This window comes from Acinetobacter sp. YH18001 (genome assembly GCF_013416975.1).
Taxonomy (GTDB): domain Bacteria; phylum Pseudomonadota; class Gammaproteobacteria; order Pseudomonadales; family Moraxellaceae; genus Acinetobacter; species Acinetobacter pseudolwoffii.
The window spans coordinates 1-22,979 of the sequence record NZ_VPEU01000033.1; the positions used below are offsets into that span (position 1 = coordinate 1).

General features: G+C 42.1%; 27 protein-coding genes. 17 read left to right on the plus strand and 10 right to left on the minus strand.

Going from position 1 to position 22,979, the window contains the following annotated elements; genetic code table 11:
- Positions 1 to 329: 329 nt before the first annotated feature.
- On the plus strand, positions 330 to 1,901 hold the full coding sequence (locus tag FTV48_RS10570) for a M23 family metallopeptidase (RefSeq protein ID WP_257222952.1): 1,572 nt from the start codon (positions 330 to 332) through the stop codon (positions 1,899 to 1,901).
- Positions 1,902 to 1,911: 10 nt separating this feature from the next.
- Positions 1,912 to 2,379 (plus strand): hypothetical protein, encoded by a 468-nt coding sequence (locus FTV48_RS10575; RefSeq protein ID WP_005173803.1) that lies wholly within the window; start codon positions 1,912 to 1,914, stop codon positions 2,377 to 2,379.
- A 153-nt stretch (positions 2,380 to 2,532) separates the two neighbouring features.
- Here the strand turns inward: FTV48_RS10575 and FTV48_RS10580 are convergent, their stop codons facing one another.
- Complete coding sequence (locus FTV48_RS10580; RefSeq protein WP_180000263.1) at positions 2,533 to 3,453, minus strand: Dyp-type peroxidase; 921 nt, start codon at positions 3,451 to 3,453, stop codon at positions 2,533 to 2,535.
- A 161-nt stretch (positions 3,454 to 3,614) separates the two neighbouring features.
- Here FTV48_RS10580 and FTV48_RS10585 point away from each other — a divergent pair, with 161 nt between their 5' ends.
- Both FTV48_RS10585 and FTV48_RS10590 read left to right on the plus strand, forming a co-directional pair.
- Positions 3,615 to 4,235, plus strand: a complete 621-nt coding sequence (locus tag FTV48_RS10585) for a LysE family transporter (protein WP_180000265.1) — start codon at positions 3,615 to 3,617, stop codon at positions 4,233 to 4,235.
- A 91-nt stretch (positions 4,236 to 4,326) separates the two neighbouring features.
- A complete protein-coding gene (locus tag FTV48_RS10590; RefSeq protein ID WP_180000267.1) occupies positions 4,327 to 4,581 on the plus strand; it encodes a hypothetical protein in 255 nt (84 codons plus the stop codon).
- On the opposite strand, the gene FTV48_RS10595 is transcribed toward FTV48_RS10590, so the two are convergent.
- Genes FTV48_RS10595 through FTV48_RS10610 form a run of 4 tightly spaced genes read right to left on the minus strand, consistent with a single transcriptional unit; the run spans position 4,564 to position 7,115 of the window.
- Complete coding sequence (locus FTV48_RS10595) at positions 4,564 to 5,046, minus strand: DUF523 domain-containing protein (protein ID WP_180000268.1); 483 nt, start codon at positions 5,044 to 5,046, stop codon at positions 4,564 to 4,566. The genes FTV48_RS10590 and FTV48_RS10595 overlap by 18 nt on opposite strands.
- Before the next feature lie 3 nt (positions 5,047 to 5,049).
- Positions 5,050 to 5,850 (minus strand): zinc ABC transporter permease subunit ZnuB, encoded by an 801-nt coding sequence (gene znuB / locus FTV48_RS10600; protein ID WP_005094564.1) that lies wholly within the window; start codon positions 5,848 to 5,850, stop codon positions 5,050 to 5,052.
- Positions 5,851 to 5,853: 3 nt separating this feature from the next.
- Positions 5,854 to 6,636, minus strand: a complete 783-nt coding sequence (gene znuC / locus FTV48_RS10605) for a zinc ABC transporter ATP-binding protein ZnuC (protein ID WP_005173813.1) — start codon at positions 6,634 to 6,636, stop codon at positions 5,854 to 5,856.
- Complete coding sequence (locus FTV48_RS10610) at positions 6,618 to 7,115, minus strand: transcriptional repressor (RefSeq protein ID WP_005173814.1); 498 nt, start codon at positions 7,113 to 7,115, stop codon at positions 6,618 to 6,620. Before FTV48_RS10610 ends, znuC begins: the two co-directional genes overlap by 19 nt.
- 146 nt (positions 7,116 to 7,261) lie before the next feature.
- Here FTV48_RS10610 and FTV48_RS10615 point away from each other — a divergent pair, with 146 nt between their 5' ends.
- From FTV48_RS10615 to FTV48_RS10665, 11 genes are all read left to right on the plus strand, one after another.
- Positions 7,262 to 8,098 carry a metal ABC transporter solute-binding protein, Zn/Mn family gene (locus tag FTV48_RS10615; RefSeq protein WP_100329707.1) on the plus strand — a complete coding sequence of 279 codons (837 nt, stop codon included), beginning with the start codon at positions 7,262 to 7,264 and terminating at the stop codon, positions 8,096 to 8,098.
- A gap of 174 nt (positions 8,099 to 8,272) precedes the next feature.
- Complete coding sequence (locus tag FTV48_RS10620) at positions 8,273 to 8,665, plus strand: ATP synthase subunit I (protein WP_005173819.1); 393 nt, start codon at positions 8,273 to 8,275, stop codon at positions 8,663 to 8,665.
- Positions 8,666 to 8,775: 110 nt separating this feature from the next.
- Positions 8,776 to 9,651 carry a F0F1 ATP synthase subunit A gene (gene atpB, locus FTV48_RS10625; RefSeq protein ID WP_005094552.1) on the plus strand — a complete coding sequence of 292 codons (876 nt, stop codon included), beginning with the start codon at positions 8,776 to 8,778 and terminating at the stop codon, positions 9,649 to 9,651.
- Between the two features lie 85 nt (positions 9,652 to 9,736).
- Positions 9,737 to 9,982 carry a F0F1 ATP synthase subunit C gene (atpE, locus tag FTV48_RS10630; RefSeq protein ID WP_000424060.1) on the plus strand — a complete coding sequence of 82 codons (246 nt, stop codon included), beginning with the start codon at positions 9,737 to 9,739 and terminating at the stop codon, positions 9,980 to 9,982.
- A gap of 39 nt (positions 9,983 to 10,021) precedes the next feature.
- Positions 10,022 to 10,492 (plus strand): F0F1 ATP synthase subunit B, encoded by a 471-nt coding sequence (locus FTV48_RS10635; RefSeq protein ID WP_005173825.1) that lies wholly within the window; start codon positions 10,022 to 10,024, stop codon positions 10,490 to 10,492.
- 12 nt (positions 10,493 to 10,504) lie between these two features.
- Positions 10,505 to 11,041, plus strand: a complete 537-nt coding sequence (locus FTV48_RS10640; protein ID WP_005173826.1) for a F0F1 ATP synthase subunit delta — start codon at positions 10,505 to 10,507, stop codon at positions 11,039 to 11,041.
- Between the two features lie 43 nt (positions 11,042 to 11,084).
- Complete coding sequence (gene atpA / locus FTV48_RS10645; RefSeq protein ID WP_005094547.1) at positions 11,085 to 12,629, plus strand: F0F1 ATP synthase subunit alpha; 1,545 nt, start codon at positions 11,085 to 11,087, stop codon at positions 12,627 to 12,629.
- A gap of 88 nt (positions 12,630 to 12,717) precedes the next feature.
- Complete coding sequence (gene atpG / locus FTV48_RS10650; protein ID WP_004280996.1) at positions 12,718 to 13,587, plus strand: F0F1 ATP synthase subunit gamma; 870 nt, start codon at positions 12,718 to 12,720, stop codon at positions 13,585 to 13,587.
- Positions 13,588 to 13,613: 26 nt separating this feature from the next.
- Positions 13,614 to 15,008 carry a F0F1 ATP synthase subunit beta gene (atpD, locus tag FTV48_RS10655; protein ID WP_004280997.1) on the plus strand — a complete coding sequence of 465 codons (1,395 nt, stop codon included), beginning with the start codon at positions 13,614 to 13,616 and terminating at the stop codon, positions 15,006 to 15,008.
- A gap of 27 nt (positions 15,009 to 15,035) precedes the next feature.
- Positions 15,036 to 15,455, plus strand: coding sequence for a F0F1 ATP synthase subunit epsilon (locus tag FTV48_RS10660; RefSeq protein ID WP_005094544.1), 420 nt, complete (start codon positions 15,036 to 15,038; stop codon positions 15,453 to 15,455).
- A gap of 72 nt (positions 15,456 to 15,527) precedes the next feature.
- The gene (locus FTV48_RS10665) at positions 15,528 to 16,220 is read left to right on the plus strand and encodes a DUF4145 domain-containing protein (RefSeq protein WP_252721272.1); all 693 of its coding nucleotides are present in this window, start codon (positions 15,528 to 15,530) and stop codon (positions 16,218 to 16,220) included.
- 88 nt (positions 16,221 to 16,308) lie between these two features.
- Here FTV48_RS10665 and FTV48_RS10670 read toward each other — a convergent pair whose 3' ends face one another.
- Positions 16,309 to 16,476, minus strand: coding sequence for a hypothetical protein (locus FTV48_RS10670; RefSeq protein ID WP_159516706.1), 168 nt, complete (start codon positions 16,474 to 16,476; stop codon positions 16,309 to 16,311).
- A gap of 181 nt (positions 16,477 to 16,657) precedes the next feature.
- Here FTV48_RS10670 and FTV48_RS10675 point away from each other — a divergent pair, with 181 nt between their 5' ends.
- Positions 16,658 to 18,034 (plus strand): NAD-dependent succinate-semialdehyde dehydrogenase, encoded by a 1,377-nt coding sequence (locus tag FTV48_RS10675; RefSeq protein WP_100358034.1) that lies wholly within the window; start codon positions 16,658 to 16,660, stop codon positions 18,032 to 18,034.
- A gap of 28 nt (positions 18,035 to 18,062) precedes the next feature.
- Here FTV48_RS10675 and FTV48_RS10680 read toward each other — a convergent pair whose 3' ends face one another.
- From FTV48_RS10680 to FTV48_RS10690, 3 genes are all read right to left on the minus strand, one after another.
- Entirely contained in the window at positions 18,063 to 19,067 is a 1,005-nt protein-coding gene (locus FTV48_RS10680) for a pirin family protein (protein WP_100329710.1), read from the minus strand.
- A 129-nt stretch (positions 19,068 to 19,196) separates the two neighbouring features.
- Complete coding sequence (locus tag FTV48_RS10685; protein ID WP_005173841.1) at positions 19,197 to 19,799, minus strand: hypothetical protein; 603 nt, start codon at positions 19,797 to 19,799, stop codon at positions 19,197 to 19,199.
- 528 nt (positions 19,800 to 20,327) lie between these two features.
- Entirely contained in the window at positions 20,328 to 20,873 is a 546-nt protein-coding gene (locus FTV48_RS10690; protein ID WP_100358032.1) for a glutathione peroxidase, read from the minus strand.
- Positions 20,874 to 21,063: 190 nt separating this feature from the next.
- On the opposite strand from FTV48_RS10690, the gene FTV48_RS10695 reads away from it, so the two are divergent.
- The gene (locus FTV48_RS10695; RefSeq protein WP_180000270.1) at positions 21,064 to 21,960 is read left to right on the plus strand and encodes a DMT family transporter; all 897 of its coding nucleotides are present in this window, start codon (positions 21,064 to 21,066) and stop codon (positions 21,958 to 21,960) included.
- 441 nt (positions 21,961 to 22,401) lie between these two features.
- Here FTV48_RS10695 and FTV48_RS10700 read toward each other — a convergent pair whose 3' ends face one another.
- Positions 22,402 to 22,971 carry an L-threonylcarbamoyladenylate synthase gene (locus tag FTV48_RS10700; protein WP_074383691.1) on the minus strand — a complete coding sequence of 190 codons (570 nt, stop codon included), beginning with the start codon at positions 22,969 to 22,971 and terminating at the stop codon, positions 22,402 to 22,404.
- Between the last annotated feature and the right edge of the window lie 8 nt (positions 22,972 to 22,979).

Here is a 22,979-nt window from a genome sequence, read left to right on the forward strand (position 1 = left end):
CCGTTAATTATTTTTCCATAATATTCATTGAAATTTCTGTTCCTTAATCTTTCACAAAGAAAGTCTATCCATTGTCCAATAATTTGAATTTGTTTAGAGGGGGATTTCAAAAAATCTGATAGAGAATATATATATTATTAAGAAATCAAATAGGACAGATAGTAAAAAATAAAAAACTAACTATTCAATCTGAATATAATGGTAAGTTCGAACAATCTAAATTCACTGTAGATACAGAATCGGATGATCAAGGATTATTACCTGTAATTATTAGACATCCAAATAGTAAAATTATAATTAAGGCAGATGGTAAGCAATCAGAAGTTATCATGCAAGCTGCCAATAAAAAACAATCTATTGAGTTAAGTATAAGTGAAGATATTAAAATTCAGGCTGTCTTACAAGAATCTTCAAAACCAGAACCAAAAAAAGAAAAGGTTGTTATTGAGCAAAAAGTATATAATTCTAAAAATGATGCAACAGAACTCCAAGTTTGTAAAAATATAACGTTTGATATCTCAATAGTAGAAGGTGACACTAATAGAAAAATAACAAATATGAGGTTTTTTATAAAATATAAAGGCAAGCTCAAAGAACATACTTCGGATGGGGCAGGAATAAAAAAAAGTATCATCGCTGAAGAGGGTGAAATTTTAGATATATTAGTGAGTGGGATAAAAGGCTATCAAAAAATAAAGACAATATCTGTAAATAAAACAATTGAAAATAGTTGTGTATATGTCCCGTTAGGGCTAGTAAACGTAAAGCTTAAGGTAAGTGATAGTCATGATAAAATTTTAAAAAAAAATAAATTCTTTGTAGCATATAGAGGAAGAGAAATAGAAAAAATAACAGACAATAATGGTTATATTGAGCTAAAAATGCTAAATGCTTTTGTTTATAAACTTTTACTTTCAAATAGAAAATCTGTTTTAACTTTAAGGAATGATCCAAGTGTTTCATTGATTAGGGTAATTTTAAATCCTGCTGCTACAACAATACAAATGCTTGACATAGTATCAAATATTCCAAGAGTAGAAGCACCAACAAAAGGAATTCCAGCTAAAAATGAAGAAAGCTTTGTTGATTATTTAATGGACTTTTTTCCGTCAATCGGTAAGATCGATAATGTCTATACAGAGAAAAATGGTAATCCGCTAACAAAGCAATATGGTAGTGATGTTTCATTTACGATAAAAACAATTAATAAAAAAACACGTAAAGAGGAAAATCTTCCTTACTCAATCAAGTACGATGGAGCTAAAAAGAATCACTATTCTGGGAAAGATGGAATTGGATTAAAAAAACATAAAGGACAACAAGGTAAAAAAATAGAAATTAGTGTAAATGTTAAAGGGCAAGATCAAGTTTTACATACTACGATACTTGAAAATCCTATGCCCCTTATTGAAATAATAATAGATAAGCCAAATGATGATGGATTATATTTATTTCCATTTAAAACAAAAACAAGGTCTTATAAAAATGGTTTTGCTCGATTTGGTTCTAATAGAAGTGGAGGAAAACGAAAGCATGCGGGATGTGATCTCTACGCGCCGGCAGGTACAGAGGTTAGGGCTATGGCAGATGGTATAGTAAGAAATATTTATTATTTTTATGATAATACTGATGCTATTGAGATTACTCATCAAAAACACATAATTCGTTATGGCGAAGTTAGGAAAAATAAATCTTTGGTAAAAGCTGGTGATAAAGTTGTGAGGGGTCAAGTTATTGGTTATGTTGGAAGTTTAACAACTAAAGGTATCCCAAGTATGATGTTACATTTGGAGATGTTTTCTAATACTGATAATACGGGCACTCTGAATGGTAATAGTATTTATAAGCGTCGTTCAGATTTAGTTGATCCTACTCCATTTTTGGATAATGCATTATTATGAGAAAATTTTAATGAAAAATATTTATATTTTAAGTTTTATAATTGCTTTGACAGGTTGTAGTGATAAAAGCCAAGATAAAGTACAAAACAGTTCAACCAATGAGCCGCATATAATAAATTCAGAAGAAAATGGGAAACAAACTATTGAAAGTAAAAATGATGGTTTAATAGAGAAAGAAATACAGGAAAGCGAAGATACTGCAGCTATAGTAGAAAAAACAAATAATGTAAATCATATTTCATGTTCAAATAAAAATATTACAAAATGGTATGGTTTTGATGAGGCTTCAGCTGAACCAGCTTGTGACGTTGTAAGTAATCTTAAGCTACAATCCTATAAATGTAATATCTCTAAAAATGCTTTTGGTGAGAATAAAGATGCAATTTTGTTAGAAAATGAAGATCACAGAATATTTGTTTATTTTGACTTAAAGGATTGTAATAACATATTAGATATACGAAATTCTAATGCACCGTAAAATTGAAAACTTTTTTAATGTGTAAATTTCTATACAGTTAAAAAACTAAAATTGGTACTCGCTCTATCATTTTTTAACGGTATTCAATTGATATCCCTCTAAATTAAATTCGAAAAATATTTGAAAGAAGCCGACTTCCGTCGGCTTCTTAAATTAACCTTCCAAAACTTCTTCCAACAACTCTTCGCTCGGTGCAAAGTAATAGGCACCATCCAGGGGAGTGACGAAGTGTAGCAAGCGGTCATGGATTCCATCGCCAGACGTACCAAACATACGCTCTAACATGGCATTAATAATAGTTAAATCTTTGGTATAGGCAATGAAGAATAGACCTTGGTCACCACGGCCATCACCATAAGGCAAGGAATGACGGAGAATCTCCATTTCTTCGCCTTCTTCATCTTCCACTACAGTACGTGCAACGTGAGCATTTGCCGGTTTAACCTCATCCTCTAGTTCAATCGATTCCAGTTTGGTACGACCCATCACTTGCTCTTGAGTATCGACTTTCAGCTTTTTCCACTTTTCCAGATCATGCGCATAACGCTGGGCAAAAATAAATGAACCATCTTGGAAAATGCCCGTATCTTCACCGAGTAATGCGACCTCAGCACGATCATCTGGGAATTGCGGATTTTCAGTGCCATCAATAAAGCCTGTCACATCACGGCCATCAAAATAGCGAAAGCAGACACGTTCATCCAGAACTTCAACCTGATCCTGAATCCCTTCAAAAAAAGCCTGACTCAGCGCAAAACAGATATCCGCCCGTGCACTGGCAATATGAATCAGAATATCTGCCGGAACAACCGGCATTGCAAATGAACCCTGAATCGGTTCAAGCTGTTTGAAACCCGCAGGGCTTTGTGAATAAAGTCTTGACCAAAGCTCAGGACCAAAAGCGACCGCTGTTTTAATTTGTGCTTGAGGATGTTGCGTAATCAGACGATCACGAGAAGTAAAAAGATGTTCTAATTTTTCTTTGAGTGCTTCAATATTTAAGTCTTTAAGACGCAATACAATAAAGCGAGCATGATCTGAGGGGAGGGGCAAGATTACCGATTGGGCTGTCATTCATGGCTCCTGTAATGATAAATCCTGTTTTTTAATGCACATATTGTGCCTGAAGCTCTGCAGAGTGAACAGTGCAGCGCCTTATATTTAAGCAATTTTTTAGCCTGAATCTATTGGATAAGTCCTATAATATTGTGCAAGTTTTCCAGAGTTGAATGTTCATGTCCTACCAAATGTGGTTTGCCTATATGCTGGCCTGTTGGGTGATTAGTGTTTCACCCGGTGCAGGGGCAATTGCCTCGATGTCGAGTGGGCTGAATTATGGTTTTCGGCATGGCTACTGGAATGCACTGGGTCTGCAACTGGCATTACTGGTGCAGATCGCAGTGGTGGCAGCCGGAGTGGGGGTGCTGTTTGCGACCACGCCATGGGCATTTTTGGTGGTGAAATGGTTTGGTGTGGGCTATTTATTATATTTGGCTATTTTACAGTGGAAAGCGCCACTACAATCCATCGAAATTAAACATGAATTGGCACGTAAATCTGCGGGAAAACTGATTTTATATGGTTTTTTGGTGAATATGAGTAATCCCAAAGCCATTGTGTTTTTACTGGCTGTATTGCCACAATTTCTGGATTTATCCAAACCACAATGGATTCAGTATGTGATTATGGCGCTGACCATGATCACGATTGATCTGATTGTGATGGCGGGCTACACGGGGCTTGCTGCAAAAGTTTTACGATTGCTCAAGTCACCAAAACAACAGAAAATTATGAACCGTAGTTTTGCAGTGCTGTTTGCTTGTGCTGCGAGCTTATTAAGCTTGGTACATCAATAACAGTATGGAATACATTTTTAAGTCTATTAATTGATTTTTAAGCATATTTCATCTGGTTTGATCGCATGAAAACAACAATAGGCGAAGCAGCATGTCAACGCCATTATGGATTTTGATCTATGTCTTACACTGCATTTTAACCAAGTGGATTATTTCGTGGGGCGGGGCAGCATATATTAGAGGCTGGAAAACATGGTTTGTGTTTAACACATCTCAATCTGAAGAATGGACGAAAGATCAGGTAATTATGATGGCGTGGTTCTTTTGGATTGCATTCACGATTTTATTTTTGATTGGGCTGTTTAATCCTGAATTTCGCTTTTATAAATTAAAGAATAGTCTGTGATAATTGCGCCAAGAATTCATCTTCAGTCATCACAACAATGCTATGCTGTTTAAAGAGTGCAGCGGTAACACCATCACCCTGAATTTTATGTCCTGAAAATGATCCGTTATAAATCAAATCACTACCACAAGAGGGACTGTGGGCTTTAAGAATGGCATGCGTTACAGAGAAGTCTTGAGCGACTTTTAAGGCTTGATATGCACCATCGATAAAAGTTTGAGAAACATCATTGCCTAGAATATCTATAACTAAAGATTTTTGCACAAGTACATCTAAGCCTGAACCATTTTGAATTTCGGCAGGTGGACGTGGAATCGGTAGTCCACCTGAGATTTCAGGACACAGACTGATATATTGATTTGGAACTAAAGATTCGAGCACTTCTTTGACAAGGCAATCCTTGCCATCGTAACGAACTTTTTGACCGAGCAAACAGGCACTCACAAAGTAGCGTTTAGTCCCCATGTCCTAGCTCAGCTTTTTAAATTTCTGAAAGATAAACATCATTGCAAATAACACTGCCATGGTCAGCACAATGGTCAGCCCAGTTGAAGTATTAAGGCCTGCGCTCGACCAGAGGCCTACTGTCACACCAATCTGTGCAATCACGAATGCCCAGATCACCATTTGGCGTGGAGAGTTTGCCAGAAGGCGAGCAGTCAGAGCAGGAATAACCAACAATGCACCCATCAATAGGGAACCGACCGCACGTAAAGCCAGTACAGTAAATAGCGCAAGCAATAACATAAAGATCAGGCGTTGCCATTTGGCATTTACCCCTTCACTGACCGCCATATCCGGATCAATCGCGATCTGAATCTGGGCTTGCCAGCTTTTATATAAAACACCTAAGGCCAGAATGATCACAATGGCGAACGTGGGCAAGTCCGCCCAGGAAATGGTCAGTAGATCACCGAATAAATAGCTGAGCAGTTCAGGTCTTAAACTTGGTAAATGTTGAATAAACAATAAACCCGAGCAAAGTAAGGTTGCTGAACACAGTGCAAGCAGGGCATCATTGGGGAGGCGGGGATCATGTAGCACCCACAGAATGGCAACCAGCAATAATGCCAAGAAGGTCACGCCCATCCACAGCGGTAGACTTAAGGCGCCTGCAATCGCAACACCCAGTAAAGTACCATGTGCCATAGTATCAGCAAAAAATGACATACGACGCCACAGCATCAAGCAGCCTAGCGGCGCCGTCAGAAACACCAGTAGTGTGCCCATAATCCATGCAGGTAAAAGGAGTTGTAACCAATCCATCATGGTTTAAGCTTCCGGCTCGGGGTGAATATGAGGGCGCGTATCATGCTGACACGGCGTAGCAGAATCGCCATGCGCACAATGATCATGATGATGCTGATAAAACACCCGATTGGTGCCAAAGATTGCCTGATATTCCGGATGCTGCTGTACGCTTTCTGGCAGGCCACTGCAACAGATATGCTTGTTCAAGCACACCACCCGAGTCGTACCTTGCATCACCCATTGCAGGTCATGTGACACCATTAATACGGCACAGCCATATTTTTCCGGCAAGTTACGCACATATTCATACAGTTCAGCTTCGGATTGAATGTCCAGACCTTGCATCGGTTCATCCAGCACCAGAATATCCGGCTGGCGTAATAAGGCCCGTGCCAAGAGCACCCGCTGACGCTCACCGCCTGAGAGTTGCTGAACTTTGGAATCTTGCAGTTTACTAATGCCAGTATCGCGAATAATTTCAGTTTTGATTTTGGATGGACATTTTTCCAGCGCCAGTAAATCTTTTACACGCAGTGGCAAGCTATGCGATGGATTGAATTTTTGCGGCACATAAGAGAATTTCAGTTTACGTGCAGTTTTGATCTCACCGGATTGCGGTTTCAAGATGCCGAGCATGACTTTAATTAAAGTCGACTTGCCTGCACCATTCGGGCCAATCAGCGTGACAATCTCTTTTTCTTGCAATGAAAAATCAATGGCTTTTAAAATATCACGCTCATCAATCTTGACCCAGATCTGGGAGAGCTGAATCAGGGGGGAGGCACTTAGGCTTTGTTGCGACACTGCTGACAGATTCCTGAAATTTCAATAATGCTGTGATGTGCGCTAAAGTCATCCGAGCTTGCAAGTGCATCAAGTTGGTCAAGCAGACCTTGCGCTGATGCTTCTGTCACCGCTTTACATTCGGTACAGATTAAAAAAGCCGCCTGATGCCCTTCACGTGGATGGCAACAAGGAATATAGGCATTGATCGAGGTCAGGCGGTGAATCAGCCCTTTACCCAATAAAAAATCCAAGGTTCGGTATACCGTAGGTGGCGCCGCAGGACGATCACTGGCATTTTTCATTTGTGCCAGTAAATCATAAGCCCCCATCGGGCCAGTTGCATTTAAAATGAGTTCCAGCACTTCTTTACGCAAAGGGGTAAGGCGTGCGCCTGTTGCTGCACAAAGACTTTCCGCTTCAGCAAGACGTTGTGCGACATTGGGATGGTCGTGCACGCCGTGCAATGCGTTGTGGTGTTCGTGCGAACAAGAACCCATAGTTCACCTCAAGTGCGAAACTGAAAATTAATAGATTTCAAATCTTAACATGAAGCGTTCAGAGTTTCGATTGGGCATAGGTATTTTTGTATTTTTGTTATATTATAACACTCACTAATTTTCTCGTTTTTAAGTGATTTCTACTCATGTTCCGTCTCCTTGCAATGGGTCTTTTGGCTTTGTTCAGCACACTCAGTTGGTCACAAAGTCTGGTGGTCTCGACTCAGCCGATCTATCTGATTGCCAAGAAAATTACCCAGGGCGTGGAACAGCCGACTTTATTACTGGCCAATCAGAGCGGACATGATGTCAGTCTGACCCCGGCACATCGTAAAATCATTCAGGATGCCGGTCTGGTGATCTGGCTGGGTCAGGCGCATGAGGCACCGCTGGCCAAAGTGCTGAATGACAGTCATAAAGGTATCGCTATTTTAGAGTCCGGTATTTTGACCACATTGCCGATGCGTAACCCGCGTGGTGAGGCCTTAAAAAATACGGTAGATACGCATGTCTGGCTCGATCCGAATAATGCCGTAAGGATTGGTTTCTTTATTGCGGCGCTGCGTTCGCAACAATTGCCGGAGAACCGTGAACTGTATTGGAAAAATGCACGCGACTTTGCGCAAAGCATGTTTGCGACGGCCCAGCGTTATAGTTCCAGCACTAAAGCCAAAGCTTACTGGTCGTATCATGATGCCTATCAATATCTGGAACGTCCCTTGAATCTGAAATTCATGGGCGCACTGACCGATGATCCACATGTCTCGCCAACTGTGGCACAAATCAAGTTCTTACAGGATCATCGTCCACAGCCTAAAATGTGCCTTCTGGCCGAAGGGCATGCCAGTGAAAATCAGTACCGAAAACTGAAACCGGTGGTGTTTCAGCATGTCGATGAAAGCATGAGCGGGGCAGGGGACTTTGTGCAAGCCTGGCAGCAATTAGCAGCAGAAACCCAGAAGTGCGTATTAAATGCACGCTAATGATTTAAAAAATAGACAGATTTTGATTAGTTTAACAGCATTGCCCCGATTTAAAAAAACACGACTAAGGTCGGGAAAAGATTGCATGTTCAGGGGTGTAACTCTATAATGCCTGCGATTAAAAATAATCACCTGTTAAACTTGTCAAGCATGATTGCTGTGAGTGAATAAATAATGAGCCGAACTAGTCGCTTGATTGACCGACGATTAGCGAAAGCTTTGGTCCTCCTGCAAGCCTGTATGATCCCTGTTTCAGCCTTGATCGGCTGGGTCGTGAAAGACTCAACCGCAGCCTTGAGTGCAGCATTAGGTGCGCTCGTTTGTTGGCTCGCGACTTGTTATTTTTCGTGGCAATCGTTTCGAGCAGCAGGAGCCCGCGCGTCTAAACAAGTTCTTTCGAACATGTATAAAGGCTTAATGGGAAAGTTTGCAATTGTGATTGTTGGTTTCATTTTAATTTTAAGCAATGTCGAACCGTTGTCAGCGGTGGCGTTGTTTTGTGGTTTTATACTTGTTCAAGCCATGTCGTGGGTCGCTCCGTTTTGGGCGTCACGTCTACAAAAATGAGTATAGACACAACAAGAAATTGAAAAGTTTTTCAGGAGCAGGCGAGATATCAAGCAGCACGCGATATTCGTTTGTTCTATTAGTTTTTTGACATTGACCAGGTGTGATTTATGGCTGCTGAAGAACATGCCCTTACTTCGACCGAGTATATCAAGCATCACTTGACCAACATGACCTATGGCAAAATGCCAGATGGTACATGGAAATTGGCCGAGAGCGGTGCTGAAGCTCAACAGATGGGGTTCACTGCTATTCACTTGGATTCAATGGGTTGGTCTATCGGACTGGGTCTGATTTTCTGTTTGTTATTCTGGTTGGTTGCGAAAGCGGCTAATGCTGGTGTTCCTACCAAGTTCCAGTCTGCAATTGAAATGATTATCGAGTTTGTAGATTCAAGTGTACGTGATACCTTCCACGGGAAGTCTCGATTAATTGCACCCTTAGCTTTAACCATTTTCGTGTGGATTTTCCTCATGAACTTGATGGATTTGATCCCTGTTGACTTTATTCCTTATGTAGCTCAACACGCGATTGCTTCTATGCTGGGTGTAGACCCTCATCAGGTTTACTTTAAAATTGTTCCGACTACAGATCCAAACGTTACCCTCGGTATGTCTATTTCTGTATTCTTCTTGATCATTTTCTATAGTATTCGTGAGAAAGGTGTTGGCGGCTTCGTTGGTGAGTTAGCACTTAACCCATTTAACCCAAGTAACCCAGTTGCTAAAGTGCTTTTGATTCCATTCAACTTATTGTTGGAATTGACCACTTTCTTGGCGCGACCAGTTTCATTGGCTCTACGACTGTTCGGTAACATGTATGCGGGTGAGTTAATCTTCATTCTTATCGCGTTATTACCGTTCTGGATCCAGTGGGCGTTGTCTGTGCCTTGGGCGATTTTCCACATTTTGATTATTACGCTACAAGCATTCATTTTCATGATGTTGACTATCGTGTACATGAGTATGGCAAGCGAAAAGCATTAATGGTATTGCCTAACTGTCAACGGATGGTTGGGCACACAATTTTTTAACTTAATTTGGTATAAAACCTAACCTCTGAGGAATTATCATGGAACTCACTTTAGGTCTAGTTGCAATTGCATCTGCTATCTTGATCGCTTTCGGTGCTTTAGGTACTGCGATTGGTTTTGGTCTTCTAGGCGGCCGTTTCCTTGAAGCTGTTGCTCGTCAACCAGAATTGGCTCCGCAACTTCAAACTCGTATGTTCTTAATCGCAGGTCTTCTTGATGCTGTGCCTATGATCGGTGTTGGTATTGGCTTGTTCTTCATCTTCGCTAATCCATTTGTAGGTTAATCAGCTTAATTCCGAAATTCACTATTTGAGGAATTTGCAATGAATATCAACCTCACATTGTTTGGCCAAGCGATTGCGTTTGCGATTTTTGTCGCGTTCTGCATGAAGTTTGTATGGCCACCACTAATCAATGCGATTAGTGAACGTCAGCGTCGTATCGCTGATGGCTTAAATGCTGCTGAAAAAGCGAAAGCTGACCTTGCAGATGCGCAAGCACAAGTGAAAGCTGAACTGGACACGGCAAAAGCACAAGCGGCTCAATTGATCGAACAAGCGAACCGTCGTGCAGCACAGTTGGTAGAAGAAGCGCGTACTCAAGCATCTGCTGAAGGTGAGCGTATTCGTCAACAAGCGAAAGAAGCTGTTGATACCGAAATCAATTCTGCTCGCGAAGAATTGCGTCAACAAGTGGCTGCTCTTGCAGTGACTGGTGCTGAGAAAATTCTTAGCCAGCAAGTTGATGCAGAAGCTCACAATGCCATGCTGACTCAGCTGGCTGCTAAACTTTAAGAGAGGCAGATTATGGCTGAACTCTTGACGTTAGCACGCCCTTATGCAAAAGCAGCATTTGCTTACGCTTCTGAGCAGGGTGCAACTGACTCTTGGTCAACTGCACTTGAATTGCTCAGTGCTGCGGTGCAAGACGAAGCATTTTCAGCTTATCTAAATCGCCCGGAGCTTACACCTGCTGAGCAGGTGTCTCTTTTTGCCAAAGTTTTAGGTGAAGACCAAACTGCAGCAGTGTCTAACTTCCTGACATTGCTTGCTGAAAACAACCGTTTGACGCTTCTTCCTGAAATTGCTGCAGAATATGAACAGCTCAAATCACAGAATAACAATACTGTGGATGTTGTGATTGAATCAGCATTCCCATTAACTTCTGTTCAGGAACAATTACTGACGCATGCATTAGAGAAGAAATTCGAAGCTGCAGTAAGTGTTTCTGTAGAAGTGAAACCAGAGCTTATTGCTGGTGTAGTTATTCGTGCAGGCGACCAAGTGATAGATGATTCTGCGCTTAACAAGCTTGAGAAAATGCGTACTCGTCTTCTTGCTTAAGAAATAAGAAGACTGAACTTTAAAAAGATTGAGGTATAGCGCAATGCAACAACTGAATCCATCCGAGATCAGTGCGCTCATTAAACAGCGTATCGGCGATCTGGACACCAGCGCAACCGCTAAGAACGAAGGGACCATTGTTATGGTTTCCGACGGTATTGTGCGTATTCACGGCCTTGCTGATGCAATGTACGGTGAAATGATCGAATTCGACGGCGGCCTTTATGGTATGGCACTGAACCTAGAACAGGATTCAGTGGGCGTCGTTGTTTTAGGTAACTACTTGAACCTTCAAGAAGGTCAAAAAGCGCGTTGCACAGGTCGTGTATTAGAAGTTCCGGTTGGTCCAGAACTTTTAGGCCGTGTAGTCGATGCTTTGGGTAACCCGATTGATGGTAAAGGCCCGATCGATGCTAAATTAACTGATGCTGTTGAAAAAGTAGCACCAGGCGTAATTTGGCGTCAGTCAGTGGATCAACCTGTACAAACTGGTTATAAATCAGTAGATACAATGATCCCTGTAGGCCGTGGTCAGCGTGAGTTGATCATTGGTGACCGTCAAACTGGTAAAACAGCAATGGCGATCGACGCGATCATCGCTCAGAAAAACTCTGGCATTAAATGTGTATACGTAGCAATTGGTCAAAAACAATCGACTATCGCTAACGTAGTACGCAAGCTGGAAGAAACTGGCGCTATGGCGTACACCACTGTTGTCGCAGCAGGTGCATCTGATCCAGCAGCAATGCTGTATTTGGCTCCGTACTCTGGCTGTACAATGGGTGAATACTACCGTGACCGTGGTGAAGATGCGTTAATCATTTATGATGACTTGTCTAAGCAAGCTGTTGCGTATCGTCAAATTTCATTGCTTTTACGCCGTCCACCAGGTCGTGAAGCTTATCCAGGTGACGTGTTCTATCTACACTCGCGTCTACTTGAACGTGCTTCTCGTGTATCTGCTGACTACGTTGAGAAATTCACTAACGGTGAAGTTAAAGGCCAAACTGGTTCATTAACTGCATTGCCGATTATTGAAACTCAAGCGGGTGACGTATCTGCATTCGTACCAACCAACGTAATTTCGATTACTGATGGTCAGATCTTCCTTGAAACATCATTATTCAACGCAGGTATTCGTCCTGCTGTGAACGCGGGTATCTCTGTATCTCGTGTTGGTGGTTCAGCGCAAACCAAGATCATCAAGAAATTGTCTGGTGGTATCCGTACTGCTTTGGCGCAATACCGTGAATTGGCAGCATTTGCTCAGTTCGCTTCTGATCTTGACGAAGCAACTCGTAAGCAACTTGAACATGGTCAACGTGTAACTGAGTTAATGAAGCAAAAACAATATGCTCCATACTCAATTGCTGACCAGGCTGTTTCAATTTATGCATCTAACGAAGGCTACATGGCTGACGTAGACGTTAAGAAAATCGTAGACTTTGATGCTGCGTTGATTTCTTACTTCCGTTCAGAACATGCTGCGTTAATGCAACAAATCGATGCCTCTGGTGATTACAACAAAGACATCGAAGCTGCAATCAAAGCAGGTATTGAAAGCTTTAAAGCGACTCAAACTTACTAATTTAGCAACTTGCTAGATTAGTGTTGGTTTGGTTCACGGAATCAACCTTCGGAAGCTCGCAAGGGCTTTCGAATACTAGGTTAAGCGTATGGCAAATTTAAAAGAAATTCGCGCCAAAGTAGCTAGTATCAAGAGCACGCAGAAGATTACTCGAGCGATGCAAATGGTAGCAGCTTCTAAGATGCGTCGTGCGCAAGAGCGCATGGCTCAAGGCCGTCCGTATGCCGAAAATATGCACCGTGTAATTGCTCATTTGGTCCAAGCGAACCCTGAATACAAACACCGTTATATGGTTGAACGCCCGGTTAAGCGCGTTGGCTATATCATTGTGTCTTCAGATCGTGGCCTTGCTGGTGGTTTGAACATTAACTTGTTCAAGAAAGTGGTTAAACACGTTCAACAGCAACAAGAGCAGTCAATTGAAGTTCAATTTGCTTTAATTGGTCAAAAAGCGGTTTCGTTTTTTAAAAACTACGGCGGTAAAGTGCTTGGGGCGACGACGCAAGTCGGTGATACTCCAAGTCTTGAGCAGTTATCTGGTTCTGTACAGGTGATGTTGGATGCTTATGATAAAGGCGAGTTAGATCGTATTTATCTAGTGTCAAACGGCTTTGTCAATGCCATGACTCAAAATCAAAAGATCGAACAACTTGTTCCTTTGGCTGCTGCTGAAGAAGACAAGACTCTTAACCGTCAATACGGTTGGGATTATATCTACGAGCCTGAAGCTGAAGAGCTTTTAAATGGCTTGTTGGTTCGCTATATCGAGTCTGTGGTGTATCAAGGTGTGATTGAAAACATCGCATGTGAGCAGTCTGCACGTATGGTCGCTATGAAAGCAGCGACAGACAACGCAGGCGAGATCATTAAGAGCCTGCAACTTATTTATAACAAGCTGCGTCAAGCCGCGATTACTCAGGAAATTTCTGAGATCGTTGGTGGTGCCGCTGCCGTTTAACATTATTTTGAATTGAGGAGACAGCAATGAATAGCGGTCGTATCATTCAGATCATCGGCGCGGTTATCGACGTCGAGTTTGAACGCAACAGCGTTCCTAAGATCTATGACGCTCTCCAAGTAGATGGTACTGAAACTACTTTAGAAGTTCAGCAACAGCTTGGTGATGGCGTAGTTCGTACTATTGCAATGGGTTCTACTGAAGGCCTTAAGCGTGGTTTGAACGTAGTTAACACTGGCGCGCCGATTTCTGTACCTGTAGGTACAGCGACTCTAGGCCGTATCATGGACGTTCTTGGTCGCCCGATCGACGAAGCTGGTCCTGTTGCGACTGAAGCGCGTTTACCAATTCACCGCTCTGCACCTTCTTATGCAGAACAAGCAGCTTCTACTGACCTTCTAGAAACTGGTATTAAAGTCATCGACTTGCTATGCCCGTTTGCGAAAGGTGGTAAAGTTGGTCTGTTCGGTGGTGCCGGTGTTGGTAAAACTGTAAACATGATGGAATTGATCAACAACATCGCGAAAGCTCACTCAGGTTTATCTGTGTTTGCTGGTGTTGGTGAGCGTACTCGTGAAGGTAATGACTTCTATCACGAAATGAAAGATTCTAACGTTCTAGACAAAGTAGCAATGGTCTACGGTCAGATGAACGAGCCACCAGGTAACCGTTTACGCGTAGCGTTGACTGGTCTTACTATGGCTGAATATTTCCGTGACGAGAAAGACGAAAACGGTAAAGGCCGTGACGTACTATTGTTCGTAGATAACATTTATCGTTATACACTAGCGGGTACTGAAGTATCAGCACTTCTAGGTCGTATGCCATCTGCAGTAGGTTACCAGCCTACACTTGCAGAAGAGATGGGTGTTCTTCAAGAACGTATTACATCGACTAAGTCTGGTTCTATTACGTCAATCCAAGCGGTATACGTACCTGCCGATGACTTAACAGATCCATCGCCTGCTACAACGTTTGCTCACTTGGACGCAACTGTAGTATTGAGCCGTGACATCGCATCTTCTGGTATTTATCCAGCGATCGATCCACTAGACTCAACTTCACGCCAATTAGATCCGTTAGTTGTTGGTCAAGAGCATTATGAAATTGCACGTTCTGTACAGAACGTATTGCAACGTTATAAAGAGCTTAAAGACATCATCGCGATTCTTGGTATGGACGAGCTTGCTGAAGAAGATAAACTGGTTGTTTACCGTGCGCGTAAAATCCAGCGTTTCTTCTCTCAACCGTTCCACGTAGCTGAAGTATTTACTGGTGCACCTGGTAAATTAGTATCTCTTAAAGAAACGATTCGTGGCTTTAAAGGTCTTCTAGCTGGTGAATACGATCACATCCCAGAACAAGCGTTCTACATGGTTGGTGGTATTGACGAAGTGATTGCTAAAGCCGAGAAACTTTAATTAGCGACTCTAATTTAGGAGATTCTCATGGCGACTATGCAATGTGATGTTGTAAGTGTTCAGGAGTCTTTGTACTCAGGCACTGTAACGATGCTAATTGCAAAAGGTGCTGGCGGTGAGTTAGGTATTATGCCTGGCCATGCTCCGCTGGTAACTTTGCTCCAACCTGGCGCGATCCGCGTTATTTTGGAAAACGGTACAGAAGAGTTGATCTATGTATCTGGTGGTGTTCTAGAAGTTCAACCGCACGTTGTTACGGTTCTTGCAGATACTGCAATCCGTGCCGACAACTTAGATGAAGCGGCAATTATTGAAGCGCGTAAACACGCTGAACAATTGCTTGCCAATCAAAAGAGCGATTTGGATTCTGCTGCTGCATTGGCTGCTCTTGCAGAAACTGCTGCACAGCTGGAAACGATCCGCAAAATCAAAAACCGCGCTCAATAAGAGACGGTTTGAGATTGAAGAAACCACCCGAAAGGGTGGTTTTTTTATGATAATTTATAACATGGAAAAAATATGAAAATATTTGTTGATAAAAATTGCAGTGTCCAAGTTAGCGAGCCAGAAATATTCGATCAATGTTTATGTATAAAATGTAAAATTGATATAAAGCAAAATATTATTGTTAATATAACTGATAGTGAGGACTATGGGGAATTCCAACTTTATAAAAATTATAAGGTTTTGAAATGTATTAATTGTGGTTCTATTACTTATAAAAAGGAAATTATAAATTCAGAAGAAGTGTTTCAAATAGGAGAAGAGTATGACGGTACTCCAATTTATGAGGAAAATGCTCAAATTCAACTATATCCAATACGCGATGAAGAAACCGCATTTTCTAAAGAGTTTGCAAAAATTTTGCCTGAAGAAATTTATTGTACTTATGAGGAAGTCATTATTGCTTTGAATAATAAGATGCCTTTACTAACAGGATTAGGTTTAAGGACTCTTTTAGAGCAAATTATAAAGTATTTTGGGAAGTCTGATGATCTAGGAATAATTCTAACTCAGTTTGAGGTTGATGGTTTTATTTCAACAAAACAAAGAGGTTTATTAGATGATATTCGTTATCTAGGAAATGATGCTGCACATCGTGCTGATAGTAAGTCTAGAAAAGATTTAATTTTGCATCTAAAGGTTTTAGAAAATCTGATTCATCAGTTATTTGTCTATTATAAATTGGAGGAAGAATCAGAAAAAAAGTGATACAGGGTGTCAGTTTGAGACCATCACCTAGACACCCGATACCTGTAGTGCGAGAAACCACACATAAAAGAAAACCCAAAAAAAGACTTTAATAGAGCTGAGGGATGGGGAATAATCGAAAATTCCCCACAATCTTCACCTTAAATGTCTCATCAAAACCTTCTGCTAAACTTGGTACTTCAAGCTTTTTATAGTTTGCTCGAACCCTAACTTCATCACTATTGGCTTTAGTTTGATATTTATTAGAAAATTTCATTTTGTACCACTCGATATAACTTTTACCCTTTCTCAGTAATGTTTTGAACCAATCTGTAAGCAGGCACACGCCATAAATAAATCAATGATAAGTTAAATAATTCGAACAGATACTCGCTTGTTATAACTTGATGCGATTGGGTTTTGAACAGGCGAAACTTATAATTGAAAAAGGGAAAATCATGGCTTATCAATCTATTAATCCATTTACCAATCAAAAATTGAAAGACTACCCATCCCATAGCGATCAAGATATTCAAAATGCCCTCGATACAGCAGAAAAAATCCTGAAATCGGAATGGGCTCAACAGGCCGATACCCGTATTGAAGTACTTCGTAAACTGGCCAGCAATATGCGAGAGCAAAAATCTGAACTGGCCAAGCTCATGACGCTGGATATGGGAAAACTCATTAAGCAGAGTGAAGGTGAAATCGAAACCTGCGCCAAAATTGCCGAATACTATGCTGATCATGCCAAAGAATTTTTAGCGCCCGTGTCCTATGAAACGGAACTGGGTGAGGCCTGGGTTGAGCATCATCCACTGGGTATTATCATGGCGGTAGAACCGTGGAACTTTCCGTTTTATCAACTGATGCGGGTCTTTGCACCGAACTGTGCCATTGGTAATCCAGTTCTGGCAAAACATGCTGGCATTGTTCCGCAATGTGCGGAAGCCTTTGAACAACTGATCTTGGATGCAGGCGCACCCACAGGTGTCTGGACCAACCTGTTTATCAGCAGTGACCAGGTCGCTGAGGTGATTGCAGACAAACGTGTACGTGGTGTGGCATTGACAGGTTCAGAAGGTGCGGGCAGTGCAGTCGCTGAACAGGCCGGAAAACATCTTAAAAAATCAACGCTGGAACTGGGCGGTAATGATGTCTTTATTGTGCTGGATGATGCAGATCTCGAACGCGCGATCAAGTTAGGCTGTCAGGCGCGGGTCAATAATGCCGGGCAGGTGTGTACGGCAGCGAAGCGATTTATTCTGCATGAAAAAATTGCCGAACAATTCAAAGCCGGCATGCTGAAAGCTTTTGAACAGTTAAAGCTGGGTGATCCGCTCGATCCTGAAACCACGTTAGGGCCGCTTTCTTCAAAAGATGCGCTGGAAAAACTTACCAAGCAGGTCGAGAAGGCAGTAGCACAAGGTGCGACTGTGGTCACTGGCGGTAAGGCTGTAGACCATCAAGGCAATTTCTATGCCCCAACCATTCTGGAAAATATCACGCGTGAAAATGAAGCCTGGTATGAAGAATTTTTTGGCCCGGTGGCGCAAATCTATGTGGCGAAGGATGATGATGAGATTGTCGAAATTGCCAATGATTCCAATTATGGCTTAGGTGGCGTGATTCATTCACAGGATATCGAGCGCGCTAAAAAACTAGCATCACGGGTAGAAACTGGCATGATCTGGATCAACTGGTTTACCGATACCACGCCGGAATTACCATTTGGCGGGATGAAGAACTCCGGTTATGGCCATGAACTCTCGATTGATGGTTTCAAAGAATTTGTGCAAAAGAAACTGGTCGTGGTCAAAAGCCCGAAGAAATAAAATATTGACTCGACAAAGAAGCCACTATTCAGTGGCTTCTTTGTTCTGGATATTCTTCGCGTTGACCACCGTCATAGCTGGCAAAACGAGGTCGTTCTCGTGGAAATGATGGTTCAGCGTTTGGCCAAGGCCAAGCACCAAACTGGGTGTCACGATAACGGCGAAAAGCAGCATCCAGTTCCTGTGGAGTATTTAACACAAAGGGCCCGCGCATCGCCACGGGTGCACCAATCGGTTCACCTTCTAGCCATAAAATATGTGATTCCAGTAAACCACCTTTGAGATGAATATCCTGATCTGGTTTGAGTTCTATCAGATGCTTGACCTGTATTTTCTGTCCTTCCAGCTCCAGACTTTTGCCTTGGTAGAAATAACAAAAACGCGTCGCGCTCGCAGTACTTGCCGGAATAATCAGCTCTGCCTCAGGCGCAAGTGTGATCAGGTAAATATTGACCCTGTTTTCAGCAGGTGCTGCCCAAGAATGGGGTGGACGATCCAGTGCTTCGGTATCTTTAAACTGCCCTGAAATGACCCGAATATCCGCTTTAGGTCCGGCTGCATTGGCTGAAAATACATGCGGAATCTGTTCACGCCACAACATTTTATAATCGGCCGGCTGCTTTTTCTGTTCCGGTGAGGAATTCAGCCAGATTTGAAACAGCTCCAGAGGATTATCCTGATCTTGATGAACTAAGGGAAACATTTCGCAGTGCTGTACCCCATTGCCGGTGGTCAGCCATTGCACATCACCTGCGGCATAACGTCCCGAGTTTCCGAGCGAGTCAAAATGGTCGACATAACCGCGCTCGACAATGGTAATGGTTTCAAAACCGGTATGCGGATGCTCCGGAAAGCCGGGAATTTGCTCGCCATAATACATGTCATATTCATGCTGATACGGCGGTGTAACTGGCCCTAATTGGGCATTGCCTTGTGGATAATGATCCTGATGGTGAACAGTAAAAATAAAGGGATCTTTCAGGTCAAGTCGGGATTCGACCGGAACAACAGAATACAGCACTGAATTCGACATGATTGAACTCCTGATTATTTTATTAGATATAAGCTTTTAATTTAAATTAGTTTTTATAATAAATCACAGTGTAAAGCAGATAAGGCGATTGAGGAAGATGCTTTCCGATCTATCGCCTTAGATGAAGGTTTAGGTATTTTCCTGTTCAGTCGTACTGTCTGATTTTTGCTCTGGATTCTGGATCAGCAGCCCCGCCAGTTTGATCATTTCAGCTTGCACATTGACCATCTGCGATTCAATTTTTTTCAGGTCGATCTGGCTTAAATCCATGTCACCATTCAACAGCGGTGAGGCCAAGACTTGCTGATTGGCACTCATGATATTGCTGCGGATCTGGTCAATTTCCTGACTTTTTAAGTTCAGGTTGCCGAGTACCTGATTAAAGCTGTTGAGTTGCTGTTGTAACTGGGTTGCGGTGGACTGCAGTTGCTGAGTATCCTTGGCTTCTACTGCACTTTGTAGCTCAGTCTGAGTCTGCTTCAACTGTTCCACATAACTGCCTGCTTTCAGCTGTAAGTCAGCCACATCACGAACCATATAAAACATATTGCCCGATCTAAGCTCAGTTGGTGCGGTAGCGCCAGTTTGCGGCTGGCTGGCAGTGTCAAGATCGGAACTACGAGTTTCCGCTTGCTCAGTGGGTGCTTCAACTGCCTGTTCACATCCCATCAGTAAAATCCCTGAGCTAAATAATGCAAAAGGAAGAACGGCATTGGCAAGAATCTTGGACATGGAATCAGGGTCTCGGTGCAGGTGGAAATATTTCATGATTTAATATAGGGACAAACTATGGAGATAAAAAAGATTGTTGCAAAGTTATAACAAATTTACTGAAGCGCAGACCGTCTTCGATTAAAAATGCTTAAAAAATAAAGATAAAACTCACGTTTTCAACTCAATAAATTGTTTGGGCTGTAATGATGTTAAGAAACGGAGAGTTCTGGATATGCATGCTTACATTCTCCCTATTCACTTGATCCAGTACGGGTTTCTCATACGCGTAGAATGCATTTGATATAGAAAATACGCTTGCTTTTACTCAATGGTTTATTGCTTCAAGTGTATTGTTAATCTAACCGAGGATCGTTGCAGATTAGGCCTGTTAGATTGATGAACAGGCGACGAACTATAGCCAAAAATAAAAGTTGAGGGCGACTTATAGATAGGATTTATATGAATCATTATGTATTTAACTCGCTGTGTTTAAATTACAAAGTAAGTATCTATTGGGTAAATACATACTTACTTTGCGATTAGCAATTATTTGGCCAGTTCGGCATTTACCGCATCCACAATTCGCGGATCATCTGCAGTAATGTCAGGCGCAAAACGTGCAACCACTTCGCCATTCTTATTGATCAGAAATTTCTCAAAGTTCCATAACACTTCAGGCGGTTGGTTTGGAGTCAGGCCATAATCGACCAGATCTTTCCACCACGGGCCTTCACCGATCCGCTCTGGTACAGCTTGAGTCAGCGTGGTATAGAGCGGATGCTTGTCTTCGCCCGCCACAGAAATTTTAGCAAAGAGCGGGAAGTCAACCTGATAATTGATAGAGCAGAATTCCTGAATCTCTGCTTCGCTACCTGGTTCCTGCTCCAGAAAGTTATTGGCAGGGAAGCCCAGAATTTCCAGACCTTGCGTTTTTTTGTCTTTATACAGCTTTTGCAAACCTTCATATTGCGGAGTCAGACCACATTTCGATGCCACGTTCACCACAAGCAATACCTTGCCCTGATACTGGTTTAAGGTGGTTTCTGGGCCTTGAATGGTTTTGACTGGAATGTCATATACAGAGCGAGTCATTAGATTTCCTGTTTATTCAGACTGAATCGTCTTTGTTTTAACGGGTATTTAGATTCAATACAAGTAACAGCAGCTGAAGCAGGAGGCTTAAATCGGTAAATTGTCTGAATATCATGTGAAAAATCTATTATGCTAGGGTGCGCAAATAGCAATCGCTAAATAACAAGACAAGCGACACATGGATGAGGGTATGACACAGCAGCACAAAGCAGTCTGGTGGGCGATAGTATTGCCATTGGCCGCAGTTTTTATTTGGTCCTTAAACATGACGGTGACACGTTATGTGGCGGATTATATTTCTCCCATCAGTATCAGTTTTTACCGCTGGGTACTGGCACTGCTGATTTTAAGCCCATTTCTGTTGCCCAAGGTCAAAGCGGCCTGGCCGGAAATTCGACCACATCTTGGACACTTTGCAGTTTTGAGTGCCTTGGGGATGGTGCTGTATCAAGGATTGGCCTATAGCTCTGCACACTTTACCACTGCGACCAATATGGGGCTGATCAATGCCTTTATTCCTATTTTTACCATTATTGTGGGTATTTTTGTCTTAAAAATTCGCCCGACACAGGCTGCGGTACTGGGGAGTCTGCTGTCTTTTATTGGGCTGATGTATGTCATGGCCCAAGGGCAGGGGTTGCATTTCTTGACGGTGGGCGACAATTATATCGGTGATTTGCTGATGCTGATCGCAGTATTTTTCTATGCCTGCTATGGTGTCTTGCTGAAAAAATGGCAGATTCAGATTCCACTGTTGCTGAGTCTGTATATCCAGATTTTTATGGCCTGTCTCTATCATATTCCATTGGTACTTTACTTCGGTCTGGACAGTATCAATAGCCATAATGCAGCCAGTATTGTTTATGCCGGAATTTTTCCTTCTATTTTAGCCCCGTTTTTTTGGATGATGGCGGTACAGCAACTCGGTCCAAATCGTAGCAGTATTTTTATGAATCTGATGCCGGTTTTTACCGCGATAGTCGCCTATCTCTGGTTAGGTGAAGCCTGGACCATGTATCACAGTATTGGAGGCGGTATCATTTTACTGGGAATTATATGGGCACAATATCCGGGAAGAGCAAAGTGATAAGCTAAGGAACAGCTTATCAAGATATTAATTGTTTAAATATTAAGCAAACAATCAAGGTTTTTTAATTGAAATAGCCTGTTAAATCCCAATTTTTAAATGTGAAAATAAATATAAAAATCTTAATTTATTTTAAAACTGGAATAGAAAGAGCAAGATAGTTTGAATTTTGGTTAAAAGTTGCCTAGTATTAATAGAAAATATGTATTAATTGAGTTTTTTATTGTACTTGTCGTTGCACTAATTTTCTCTCATAATGCGTCCATCGAGAATGATTAAACATATTTTTCCTTGTTTTATCAAACTCCCAGAGATTTCTGAACCCTCTGGATGTGATTTATGCACATCCTTTTTTATGCTCAACCATCCCTATATGGTTGAGCTTTTTTTTGTCTTAAAACTTTAGTCGAGCTTGAATATCTGAGTCGACTGAGAACCAACTTAGTCGCGAATAATCGCCCCACTGACGGCGTCAATAATCCGGCTTGGTTGCTGGCTTAACCCTAAGTCACCATTCAGATAATTCAGATTCTGATCAAAGTAGCGAATCGCATCTTGCAGTGAACGTGCCGGTTCCAATCCTGCAGGATTGGCACTGGTAGACACAATAAAACCGCCAAAGGCCTGACACAGTGCCATACAGAGTGGATGGTTGGTAACGCGAACCGCCACTTTGGGATGATCGCCCTTAATCCAGGCCGGAATCTCCTGATGCGCGGGAAGCAGCCAGGTAATGGCGCGTTCAGCGGGTCTGTCATTGCTCCAGGATTCAATCACTTGTTCACGCATTTCTGTAGTTAAATCTTGCAGCAGATGTTCCACCTGTGAAATATGCGCTGCCAATAGAATCACCCCTTTTTCAATCGGGCGCTGTTTCAATTTTAAAATCTGATGAAATGCCTGTTCATTATAAGGGTCGCAACCCAAGCCCCAAACAGCCTCTGTAGGATATGCCAAGACTTGTCCGTCTTTAAGACATGCTGCTGCTTCAGCAACAGAGGTAGTAATCATGTGAATAC